This window comes from Micromonospora foliorum, from assembly GCF_022229015.1.
In the GTDB taxonomy this organism is placed as follows: domain Bacteria; phylum Actinomycetota; class Actinomycetes; order Mycobacteriales; family Micromonosporaceae; genus Micromonospora; species Micromonospora foliorum.
Window position 1 is genome coordinate 1 of the sequence record NZ_JAKKFF010000395.1, and the last position, 10,179, is coordinate 10,179.

At 71.9% G+C, this 10,179-nt stretch carries 13 protein-coding genes; 5 read left to right on the plus strand and 8 right to left on the minus strand.

The window, feature by feature from the left end; translation table 11 throughout:
- From PSH25_RS25480 to PSH25_RS25490, 3 genes are all read right to left on the minus strand, one after another.
- A partial coding sequence (locus tag PSH25_RS25480; protein WP_238661468.1) for a hypothetical protein occupies nucleotides 1-207 on the minus strand: 207 nt, incomplete at its 3' end.
- A gap of 225 nt (nucleotides 208-432) precedes the next feature.
- Nucleotides 433-1,620, minus strand: a complete 1,188-nt coding sequence (locus PSH25_RS25485) for a WD40 repeat domain-containing protein (RefSeq protein WP_238661469.1) — start codon at nucleotides 1,618-1,620, stop codon at nucleotides 433-435.
- A complete protein-coding gene (locus PSH25_RS25490) occupies nucleotides 1,617-2,147 on the minus strand; it encodes a SigE family RNA polymerase sigma factor (protein WP_238661470.1) in 531 nt (176 codons plus the stop codon). The genes PSH25_RS25485 and PSH25_RS25490 overlap by 4 nt, the downstream gene beginning before the upstream one ends.
- A 142-nt stretch (nucleotides 2,148-2,289) precedes the next feature.
- Here PSH25_RS25490 and PSH25_RS25495 point away from each other — a divergent pair, with 142 nt between their 5' ends.
- From PSH25_RS25495 to PSH25_RS25510, 4 genes are read left to right on the plus strand one after another with little or no spacing between them, the layout of a single operon-like run.
- Complete coding sequence (locus PSH25_RS25495) at nucleotides 2,290-4,059, plus strand: proline--tRNA ligase (protein WP_238661471.1); 1,770 nt, start codon at nucleotides 2,290-2,292, stop codon at nucleotides 4,057-4,059.
- 57 nt (nucleotides 4,060-4,116) lie between these two features.
- Nucleotides 4,117-4,542, plus strand: a complete 426-nt coding sequence (locus PSH25_RS25500) for a CBS domain-containing protein (RefSeq protein ID WP_030487636.1) — start codon at nucleotides 4,117-4,119, stop codon at nucleotides 4,540-4,542.
- 35 nt (nucleotides 4,543-4,577) lie between these two features.
- Nucleotides 4,578-5,006 (plus strand): SufE family protein, encoded by a 429-nt coding sequence (locus PSH25_RS25505; RefSeq protein ID WP_238661472.1) that lies wholly within the window; start codon nucleotides 4,578-4,580, stop codon nucleotides 5,004-5,006.
- A 20-nt stretch (nucleotides 5,007-5,026) separates the two neighbouring features.
- Entirely contained in the window at nucleotides 5,027-5,668 is a 642-nt protein-coding gene (locus PSH25_RS25510; RefSeq protein ID WP_238661473.1) for a DsbA family oxidoreductase, read from the plus strand.
- A 74-nt stretch (nucleotides 5,669-5,742) separates the two neighbouring features.
- On the opposite strand, the gene PSH25_RS25515 is transcribed toward PSH25_RS25510, so the two are convergent.
- The 5 genes from PSH25_RS25515 to PSH25_RS25535 form a co-directional block, all read right to left on the minus strand.
- Nucleotides 5,743-6,291 (minus strand): YbaK/EbsC family protein, encoded by a 549-nt coding sequence (locus tag PSH25_RS25515; RefSeq protein WP_238661477.1) that lies wholly within the window; start codon nucleotides 6,289-6,291, stop codon nucleotides 5,743-5,745.
- A gap of 95 nt (nucleotides 6,292-6,386) precedes the next feature.
- Complete coding sequence (locus PSH25_RS25520) at nucleotides 6,387-6,581, minus strand: hypothetical protein (protein ID WP_030331904.1); 195 nt, start codon at nucleotides 6,579-6,581, stop codon at nucleotides 6,387-6,389.
- 96 nt (nucleotides 6,582-6,677) lie between these two features.
- Nucleotides 6,678-7,331, minus strand: a complete 654-nt coding sequence (locus PSH25_RS25525) for a GAP family protein (RefSeq protein ID WP_238661474.1) — start codon at nucleotides 7,329-7,331, stop codon at nucleotides 6,678-6,680.
- A 51-nt stretch (nucleotides 7,332-7,382) separates the two neighbouring features.
- A complete protein-coding gene (locus PSH25_RS25530) occupies nucleotides 7,383-8,771 on the minus strand; it encodes an MFS transporter (RefSeq protein ID WP_238661475.1) in 1,389 nt (462 codons plus the stop codon).
- A gap of 59 nt (nucleotides 8,772-8,830) precedes the next feature.
- Nucleotides 8,831-9,091, minus strand: a complete 261-nt coding sequence (locus PSH25_RS25535; RefSeq protein WP_238661476.1) for a hypothetical protein — start codon at nucleotides 9,089-9,091, stop codon at nucleotides 8,831-8,833.
- 218 nt (nucleotides 9,092-9,309) lie between these two features.
- On the opposite strand from PSH25_RS25535, the gene PSH25_RS25540 reads away from it, so the two are divergent.
- On the plus strand, nucleotides 9,310-10,179 hold an 870-nt coding region (locus tag PSH25_RS25540; RefSeq protein WP_238661478.1), incomplete at its 3' end, for a heavy-metal-associated domain-containing protein.

The window sequence follows — 10,179 nt, forward strand, 5'->3', positions numbered from 1 at the left end:
GCCGGCGGCCGAGGTGTCGCCGGTCGCCGGAACGGGGGTGGCGGTGGCGGTGGCCGTTTCGGCCGGAGCGGGCGTGGCCTTCGGGTCGGCGGTGCCGCAGGCCGCGGCACCGAACGTCAGGAGCAGCAGGGCGGCCGTACCGGCGAGCGCGCCGGAACGGCGGGCCGAGGCGGGACGGGTGGTGCGGGTGAACGGGCCGAGACTCATCGTTTCCATCCTTTGTGGAGGCTGACCGTGCCTGACACCACCCAAGACGAGCCCTGGCCGTGGCGAGTTGCCGCCGCGGCGCGCCACTACCGGACAGTCGGATCCGCTCGCACCGGCAACCTTTTCCGCAGTTCACCGACGGTGATCAACGCGGTCCCGCCGACGGTGCGCGGACGCGGAAAGGGCGGGCCACCCGAGGGTGGCCCGCCCATCTCGCGCTGATTGTCAGTCGACGACGCCCAGGATCTCCATGTCCTTCAAACTCGCCGGCTCGGCGGTCTCGGAGATCTTCTTGCCGTCCTCGTCGACCAGCAGCACCGCGTACCCGCTGCCGGCCTGGACCCGCACGACCATCGAACCGTCGGTCTGGAAGTAGACCTGTTGCAGGGCGCGCCCGCCCAGTGGCAAGGTGACCTGCTTGCCACTGCGGGTGTCCAGTACCGCGTTGACCCGCAGCTCACGAGCAATGTCGCCGGACTGCTCGCCGGGCTTCCTCCGCAGCAGAGCGATCCGAGAGCCGTCCGAGGACAGGCTGGCGATGTCGTGGGTGAGCCAACTGTTCGTGGAGAAGCCGGGAACAACCCGCTTCTTCGTGCCGTCAGGGGCGTAGAGGGTGACCCCGATCTCGAAGGCCACGGCGATGGTCCGACCATCCGCCGACCAGAGGGCGTGGCAGCCGCGGACTTGACCGGGCCACCAGGTGACGGTCCGCTTGTCGCTGCGGGTGTCCAGCACCCCGCGCCGAACGGGCTCACCTGTCGCCGTGGCGGCCTCCACGAACAGCAGGTGCCGCCCATCCGGTGACCAGACCGGGGAACAGCTGCCTTCCACGTCCGAGCGCATCTCCTGCCTGTTGGAGCCGTCGGCGTCGGCGACGACGAGGGTGCGTTCGCCGCTGTCGTCACTCTCCACCCAGGCCACTCGGCGCCCGTCCGGCGAGATGCTCGCGTTGCTCGCTGCCGGGCCTGCGGGCAGTGCCAGCAGTCGCACCGGACTGTCGCCAGGACGCCAGGACCGCAGGTTCGCCGTCGCCGCCTCGACAACCGTGGCGGGGCCGTAGAAGAGCTTGCCGAACTGCACGGACGGGGTGTTCGTGCCCGACCCGCCGCTGGGCGGGGCACCGGGCGTGTCGCCGGCGCTGGTGGAGGGCGTCGGGGTGGGCGACTGAGTTGGCGTCGGCGTCGCGGTGACCGACGGGGTGTCGGCCGGCAGCGGGTTCGGGGACCGGTCCGGTCGGATGGCGAAGGCGGTGCCCGTCGCCGCGGCGATCAGCACCAGCGCGGCGGCCGACGTGGCCACCGCCCGTTGGATACCGAGCCGGCGGGACGTGCGCAGCGTACGGTCCCGCAGGTCGACCGAGGTGACCTCGTCGGCCAGGGCGGTCAGGTCGAGCCGGAGGCGCTGGTCGTTCATCGGGTGCTCCCTTCCAGGACGTACAGCTCGGCGAGTTCGGGTGCGACGGCGCGCAGCCTGGCCAGGGACTTGGCCGTCTGGCTCTTCACGGTGCCGACCGTGACGCCGAGCAGGTCCGCCGCCTCCGCCTCGGTGCGGTCCTCGAAGAACCGCAGCACCAGCACGGCACGTTGCTTCGGGGAGAGCTTCGCCAGCGCCGCCCGCAGGGTGAGCCGCAGGCTGGTCTGGTGGGCGTGGTCCGGGGCCGAGTCGCCTCCGCGTGGCTCGGGCAGGTCGCCCGGCATCGACTCGGGGACCCGGCGCCGTCGCCACCAGGACACCTGTAGGTGGTACATGATCTTGCGGGTGTACGCCTCGGCGTTGCCGCTGTGGTGCAGGCGGTTCCAGGAACGGTGGGTCCGGGCCAGGGCCGACTGGACGAGGTCCTCGGCCAGGTGCTGGTCGCCGGTGAGCAGGTAGGCCGAGCGCAGCAACGCCGGCGTGCGGGTACGGACGAACGAGTCGAACTCACTCAGCAGAGGGTCCACACGGGCCGATCCTTGGGGTCAGGGTGCAGCGGGCTTGGTGTCATTGCAGACGTCGGCAACGGTGCCGATGGTTGCCGGCAGCGGGTGCCGCGCGGATCGAAATGGATCGCTCATCCTGTCGCACCGGTCGTAGGCTGCTCGGATGCTGCTACGCATGTCGACCCTGTTGCTGCGGACCCTGCGCGAGGATCCGGCCGACGCGGAGGTGCCGAGCCACCGGCTGCTGCTGCGCGCCGGCTACATCCGTCGTGCCGCACCGGGCGGCTACACCTGGCTGCCGCTGGGCAAGCTGGTGCTGGATCGGATCACCGAGGTGGTCCGGAGCGAGCTGCTCGCGATCGGTGACCAGGAGGTGCACTTCCCGGCGCTGCTGCCCGCCGAGCCCTACCGGACCAGCGGCCGGTGGACGGAGTACGGCGACGACATCTTCACCCTCGCCGACCGGCGCGGCGCCGAGCACCTGTTGGCGCCCACCCACGAGGAGATGGCGGCGCTGCTGGTCAAGGACCTGTTCACCTCGTACCGGGATTTCCCGGTGACGCTGTTCCAGGTGCAGACGAAGTTCCGCGACGAGGCGCGGCCGCGTGCCGGGCTGTTGCGCGGTCGGGAGTTCCTGATGAAGGACGCGTACTCCTTCGACCTGGACGAAGCGGGGCTGCGGGACGCGTACGGACGGCACCGCGCCGCGTACCGGCGGATCTTCGACCGGCTGGGCCTGGACTACGCGGTGGTGCGGGCAATGTCCGGCGCGATGGGCGGCTCGGCGTCGGAGGAGTTCCTGGCTGCGACGCCGGTCGGCGAGGACGCCTTCGTGGCCTGCACCTCCTGCGACTACGCGGCCAACACCGAGGCGGTGGCCACCCGTGCGCCCAGCGCGGGTGACCCAAGCAGGCAGCCGGTCGTCGAGGTGCACGACACTCCGGAGACCCCGACGATTGCGAGCCTGGTGGAGTTGGCCAACGCTCGCCGGTTGGGCGGTCGGGACGGCTGGACCGCCGCCGACACCCTGAAGAACGTCGTCTTGTCCGTTCGTCAGCCGGGCGCCGAGCGGGCCGAGCCCCTGGTGATCGGGCTGCCCGGTGACCGGGAGGTCGACCTGAAGCGGGTCAGTGCCGCACTGCACCCCGCGCAGGTGACCGTCTTCGAGGAGTGGGCCGAGCATCCGGAGTTGGTTCGCGGTTACATCGGGCCGCAACTGCTCGACAAGCTGGGCATCCGTTATCTGGTCGATCCTCGGGTGGTGGCCGGGTCGGCCTGGCTGACCGGGGCGAACGAGCCGGGCCGCCATGCGACCGACGTGGTGTGCGGCCGGGACTTCACCCCCGACGGCACCATCGAGGCGGCCGACGTGCGCGCTGGCGACCCGTGTCCGGACTGCGAGGCGGGCGAGCTGACCATCCGGCGGGGCATCGAGATCGGGCACATCTTCCAGCTCGGCCGGCGCTTCACCGACGCCTTCGCGGTCGACGTGCTCGGGCCGGCCGGCAAGCCGGTCCGGCCGACCATGGGCTGCTACGGCATCGGGGTTTCCCGGGCGGTGGCCGCTGTCGCCGAGCAGCACCACGACGACCGGGGGCTGGTCTGGCCGGCGGCGGTCGCGCCGTGTGACGTACACCTGGTGGTCGCGGGCAAGGGCCCGCAGCTCGACGCGGCGCTGGAGCTCGGCGGGCGCCTCGCCGCCGCCGGCCTGCGGGTGCTTGTCGACGACCGCACGCACGTCTCGGCCGGGGTCAAGTTCACCGACGCCGAGCTGATCGGCATCCCCCGGGCCGTCGTGGTCGGCCGCCGACTCGCCGACGGGTACGTCGAGCTGCGCGAGCGGGCCGGTGACGGGCGCACCGAGCTGCCGTTGGACGGTCTGGTGGATCGACTCGTCCACGAGGTGACCCAGGAACGTGCGAGCCTGGTGTAGCTGCGGTGTCTCGGGGTAGTGCAGTCGGATCGGGTGGATACGTCTTCGGAGGCTCTCATGACCGGTTACCGGGTCAGTGACGTGATGACCAAGCAGGTCGTGTACCTGCCGGCCGAGACCACCCTGGACGAGGCGGCCAGGGTGATGAAGGAGGCCGACATCGGTGATGTGGTGGTCACCGACGGCGCCAGCCTGGCCGGCATGCTCACCGACCGGGACATCGTGGTGCGGGCCGTGGCGGAGAACAGCTCCCCTGCGGCCACCACCATCGGCTCGATCGTGACCCGCGAGGTCGTCATGATCGAACAGCACTGCACGGCGGGTGAGGCGGCGGCGCTCATGCGGGATCGGGGCATCCGACGGGTGCTGGTCTGTGACAGTGACCGCAAGCTGGTGGGGATCGTCTCGCTCGGCGACCTGGCCATGCAGCTCGATCCGACCAGCGCGCTCAGCGAGATCAGCGAGCAGTCGCCCACGGTGTGACCGGGCCCCTCCCACGACGGCGGTAGCCTCGACGCATGGCTGACATGCCGGCCCGACTGGCCGAGATCGTCGACGAGTTCGCTGCCGCGCCGCGCGACCTGGTGTTGGAGATGCTGCTGGAGTACGCGGACGTCATTCCGGCGCTGCCGGAGGGCGCCGCGGAGCGCGAGGGCATGGAGCAGGTGCCCGAGTGTCAGACGGCGTTCTTCCTGCGCGCCCGGGTGACCCCGGAGGGCACCGTGGAGACGCTCTTCGACTGCCCACCGGAGGCGCCCACCACCCGGGCGTTCGCCGGGATCCTCGCCGAGGGGCTGGCGGGGGCGAGCGCCGAGCAGGTGCTGGCCGTGCCGGACGACCTCTACCAAAGGATGGGGCTGGCGCAGGCGATCAGCCCACTGCGGATCCGCGGGGGCACGGCGATCCTGGGCCGGCTCAAGCGGCAGATCCGGGAACAACTCGCCTGACCGTGGGGTTGCCACCGATCATGGAGATCGAGATCTACGCGGACGTCATCTGCCCGTGGTGCTACATCGGCAAGCGCCGCCTGGATGAGGCCCTGGCCAGCTACGAGGGCGAGGTGACGGTCCGCTACCGACCGTTCCAGCTCGACCCGTCGCCGGTGCCGCAGCCCCTCCCACTGGTGCAGGCGCTGGCCGGCAAGTTCGGCGGCCCGGAGCGCGCCCGGCAGATGGTCGACCGGGTGACCCAGGTCGCGGCGGCCGACGGGCTGCGGCTCGACTACGACCGCGCGGTGATCGCCAACACCTTCGACGCGCACCGGCTGGTCTCCTGGGCGACCGACCAGGGCAGGGCGGCCGACATGGTGGAGGCGCTGTACCAGGCGCACTTCAACCACGGGGTCTACGTCGGGTCGCGGGAGGCGCTGGCCACCCTGGCCGGCGAGATCGGGCTGGACGCGGCCGACGCACGCCGGTTCCTCGACTCCGACGAGCGCGTCGCCGACGTCGCCGCCGATCTGGCCGCCGCCCGGGATCTGGGCATCACCAGCGTGCCGACCTTCGTGCTGGCCGGGAAGTACGCGGTCTCCGGCGCGCAGGAGGTGCAGACGTTGCTCGCCGCGCTGGCCGAGGTCGAGCAGCGCGAGGCCGCCGCCCACTCACACTGAGTCACCAACAGCCGGACGTCCGGCATCGATGATCACGATGTTTCACGTGCAACAACATCGATGCCGATGGCTGGTCAGGCCGGCCTGGCCAGCCCTTCCACCACCTGCGCTCCCGGCAGCGCGCCCAACGCCGGCCCCGGCAGCGCGATCTTGCTGTGTCGTACGCCGGACCCGACGATCACGTGTGGTGTGGCGATGACCCGCGCGTCGACCAGGATCGGCCACTGGGCCGGCAGGCCGATCGGGGTGATGCCGCCGTACTCCATGCCGGTCAACTCGACCGCGTCGGCCATCGGAGCGAAGCTCGCCTTGCGGACGTCCAGTGCCCGGCGGGCCACCCCGTTCACGTCGGCCCGGGTGGTGGCCAGGACGATGCAGGCCGCGTAGCGGACCACGCCCTCGCGCTTGCCCGCCACCACGACACAGTTGGCCGACACGTCAAGCCCCACCTCGTACGCCGCGCAGAACGCGGCGGTGTCGGCGAGGTCGGCGTCGATCGGCGCGACCAGCACGTCGTTGACGTCCACCGGCGCCTCGGCCGGCCACTGCGCGATGGCCTCCGCGACCGGCGGGGCGAGCAGATCCAGGCGGGCGCGGGCCGGTTCCGTCTTCAGCGTTCCCATCACGGGTGCGATCCTCGCATCCGCGACGCTGAACCGCCCGGTGGCTCCCCGGCCGCCCGGCGACGCCACCGGCCCGGGCCGGATCGATCCGGCGCTCAACTGCCGGCGAGGAAAGCGTTGTCGCGCATGAAGGAGCGGTCGCGGGCAGCCGCCAACTCCTCCTCGCGCTGGGCCTTGGCCCGTTGCAGCTCCAGATCCTCGAACGCGTGCCGGACACCCAGCCGGATCACGCCGTAGAGGAAGACGAAGCCGAAGACGTAGAGGATCACCGTGGTGACGACAGCGAACATGGCGTCACGGTAAGACGAACGTGAACCGTTGTTGCTCTCATTTCCGCCCGGTTCCCCCGTACGTGTCGGTCAGGTGGTCGGCCCGGGTGCGGCGGCTCACCCCGAACGGATCAGGTCCAACACGGTGAGCAGCGCGAAGAACGCGATCACGATCTCGTTGACGATCCAGGCGTGCCCCTCGGCCCACTCCCGCATCCGGGTCAGCACCCGCGCCGCCCTGCTCCCGAGCAGCAGCAACGCCAGCAGGGGCAGCGCCAGCAGAAGCACGGTGAGTAGCACGAACGGCACCAGATGCCACCACGGCAGCTCGTGTCGGGCCACACTCGCCCCGACGGTGGCCATGGTCAGGTCGTCGGTGGGCGTCGCCACGAAGAGCAGCGCACCCAGCCGCAGCGCCTGAGGCGGGCCGGCGTGCTCGATGCTCCCCAGCCAGCGCGGCGGTCCGGAGCGGTTCCGGCGTACCCGGATCAGCACGGCCAGGCACACCAGCAGGGCCAGCACCACCAGGTCGATGGCGGGGCCGCGATCGACCTTCCCGGCGACGGCGCTGGCGTCGGCGGCCACCCCACCCACCAGCCGGGTCAACAACCAGGCCACCGTCACCCCGGCGGCCACCACCAGCCCCGCCCCGGCGAGGAAGCCCAGCGACGCCGCCCGGGGCCGATCCGACGAGGCCAGGAAGACCGCCACCACCAACTGCGTCCCGGCGACCATGACCACGGCGAGCGGCAGAATGGTCAGCAGGTTCATCGCCCGCCATCCTTCCGGCACGGGCAGGTGAGACGCGGCCGAATCCACCGATCACCCGGCCGGGCGCACGCCCCCGCCCACCACGACCCGGCCGGCCAGCAGCGCCCCGAGCAGCGCCAACCCCGCGGTAACCACCAGCGTCGTCGTATAGCTGGCCGGGCCCGGCGCACTTCCCGCCGCCAACACGGCCCCGGTCAGCGCGAGCACGGTCGCCGCGAAGAGAGAGTCGCTCAGTTGCAGTGACGAGCTGTTGCGGCCCTGCTCACCCGGTGCGGACAACTCCAGGGTGAGCACCGACAACGACGGATAGAGCAGCCCCATGCCCAGACCCGCGACCGCCCAGCCGAACACGGCGACGGCCACCGGCAGCTCGGGCCGGACGGCCAGCGCGACCGTGGCGGTGCCGACGGTGATGCAGATCAGCCCGGCGCGCGGCAGGCTGGCCCGCGACACCGGCACCGGGATCCGGCCCTGCAACCAGGAGCCCGCCGACCACGCCAGCGCGCCGACGGTGAGGACCAGCCCGGCCGCGGTCGGCGAGAGGCCCCGTTCCCGGGAGAGCATCAACGGGATGACCACCTCGGCACCGACGAACGCCGCCGACGCCAGGCCACGCAGCCCCACGACGGTGGGCAACCCTCGCGCGGCCCGGAGAAACCCGGCGGGCAGCAGGCGCGGAGCACAGACCAACAGGCCGACCACGGCGAGCGCGACCAGCACCAGGGCGGTGGCGCCGCGCTGCTGTCCCCCGATGTGCAGCAGTGCGGCACTCACCGCGGCCCCGCACGCCCAACCGATCCGCGCGGCCGCACCCGCCGGCGGGCTCGTTGTCGCGCTCCGGGCCAGCGACCGCAGGCCGGGATGGATCAGCAGCACCGCCGGCACGGCCACCGCCGGCACCGCCAGGAACACCCACCGCCAGTGCAGGTGCTGCACGATCAGGCCGGCAACCGCCGGCCCGACCAGCGACGGTACGACCCACGCCGCCGCGAACGCCGCGAAGATCCGCCGGTGCAGTTCCTGCGGGTACGCGTGCCCGACGATCACGTAGAGCGCCACCGAGAGCAGCCCGGAACCGAAACCCTGCACGACCCGCCCGACGACCAGGGCGCTCATCACGGGGGCGGTCCCGGCGATCAGCAACCCGACCACGAACCACCCGACGCCGTGCCACATCGGCCCCCGCGGACCCCGGGCGTCGCACCAGATGCCGGAGACCACCATGGCCAGCACACCGGTGGCGAACGGGCCACCGAACGCGATCCCGTACAGCGCCAACCCGTCCAGGCTGCGCGCGACGGTCGGCATCGCCGTGCCGACCGCCAACGCCTCGAACGCGAGGAGTGAGATCAACGCGACGCTGCCCACCGTCATCGCGCGCAGCCGGGGTGCGAAGAGTCCAGGTGCGGCGGGTGCGGCGGTGACGGCTGTGCTCGGCATCGACCGAGCATGCGACCTCAACCCTGATTCATGTCAACCATCCGGTGAGCTGGCTCTCGTCAGGCGTCCTGCAACGCCTCCCCGACACCGCGCACCAGTCCGGAAAAATGCTGGTCTGCCAGCAGGTGGCCAGCGGTGATCACCACAGCGATCGGCCACTCGATGACCTGTAGCGCGGCGAGCACCCCGAGCCCGGCGTAGTAGGCGACCTTGTCCGGGGGCGGCACCGCCACCTCACCCAGCATCGGCAGTTGAACCCGCCGGCTGTACATCTTGACGTTCTCCCGTGAACCGTTGAGATGTCGCGTCAGCGTGCTCATGCCGGCCTCCCCATGTCCGGTGATGGTCGTCGGTTTCCACGGCCCACCCCGTCCATGCGCCAGCGACGGCGGAAAATTCCGCCGCTCAGGGGGCATAACGGATGACAGGTCGGGAAGCCAGGCCGCCGGACGTGAGCGCGGTGGGAGGACGACATGGCCAAGGTCAGGACCAGCGGCAACAGGGAGCCGGGCCGGCGCCCGTCCAGCCGTACGCCTCGATGACGGCGGCGGGTCGCGCTGCCGGCCGCATCCTGCCGTCCTTCGGCGTACCGCACCTGGTCGGCGAGGCGTCCCGGACGGTCAGCTCGGCCGCGACCCGGCTGGCCCGGACGGCCGGGCTGACGCGGCGTCGGGTCTGGTCCCGGCCGGGCCGGCACCACATCGAGGTGCACGGTGTCTGCCAGGACGGCGGAAACCGGCTGGCCCGTCAGGTGGAGGGCGCGCTGGAGCGGATGCCCGGGGTTGCCTGGGCCCGGGTCAACGCACCCTCCGGGCGGGTGGTGGTCGCCGTCCAGACCCCCGAACCGACGTTGCGCGACCTAATCGCCACGATCGACCGGGTCGAGCGGACCTGTGACCACGAACCCGACCCGGAGATCCCACCGCCGCACCCACCGGAGGAAGGTCCCCGAACCCCGCGCACCCTCGGCGCGCTCGCCTCGGACGCGCTGGGCCTGACCATCTCGGCGGCCACCCGGATCCTCCCGTTCGCGCCGCTGCCCGGCGAGGTGGCCGGCCTGCTCTCCGCAGTGGATCTTCAGCCGAAGCTGCACGAGTTCATCGGCAGACGGCTGGGCTCCGACCCGCGCGCGGACGTCCTCTTTCCGCTGGCCGAGGCCGTGGTGCAGGGCCTGACCGGTCGCTGGACGGGAATCGTCCTGGACGGTGCGCAGCGGGTGGTGCAGTGGGGCGAGGCACGGGCCCAACTCTCCGCCTGGGAGCGGGCCGAGCCGCGACTCACCGGCGACGCCGAACGGGCCATCGCCCGCTGGCCGGTGATCGACCGCCCCCGGCCGAAGCCGGACGGCCCGGTCGAGCGGTACGTCAACCGCATGCTCGCCGCGGGCGCGGCCGCCGGCGCGGCGGCG

Excerpts from the sequence above, each read along its gene's own strand:
- PSH25_RS25515 (WP_238661477.1), bottom strand. The coding sequence starts at position 6,291 with ATGGGAACGCTGAAGACGGAACCGGCCCGCGCCCGCCTGGATCTGCTC.
- PSH25_RS25485 (WP_238661469.1), bottom strand. The coding sequence starts at position 1,620 with ATGAACGACCAGCGCCTCCGGCTCGACCTGACCGCCCTGGCCGACGAG.
- PSH25_RS25505 (WP_238661472.1), top strand. The coding sequence starts at position 4,578 with ATGGCTGACATGCCGGCCCGACTGGCCGAGATCGTCGACGAGTTCGCT.
- PSH25_RS25495 (WP_238661471.1), top strand. The coding sequence starts at position 2,290 with ATGCTGCTACGCATGTCGACCCTGTTGCTGCGGACCCTGCGCGAGGAT.
- PSH25_RS25530 (WP_238661475.1), bottom strand. The coding sequence starts at position 8,771 with ATGCCGAGCACAGCCGTCACCGCCGCACCCGCCGCACCTGGACTCTTC.
- PSH25_RS25520 (WP_030331904.1), bottom strand. The coding sequence starts at position 6,581 with ATGTTCGCTGTCGTCACCACGGTGATCCTCTACGTCTTCGGCTTCGTC.
- PSH25_RS25500 (WP_030487636.1), top strand. The coding sequence starts at position 4,117 with ATGACCGGTTACCGGGTCAGTGACGTGATGACCAAGCAGGTCGTGTAC.
- PSH25_RS25510 (WP_238661473.1), top strand. The coding sequence starts at position 5,027 with ATGGAGATCGAGATCTACGCGGACGTCATCTGCCCGTGGTGCTACATC.
- PSH25_RS25525 (WP_238661474.1), bottom strand. The coding sequence starts at position 7,331 with ATGAACCTGCTGACCATTCTGCCGCTCGCCGTGGTCATGGTCGCCGGG.
- PSH25_RS25535 (WP_238661476.1), bottom strand. The coding sequence starts at position 9,091 with ATGAGCACGCTGACGCGACATCTCAACGGTTCACGGGAGAACGTCAAG.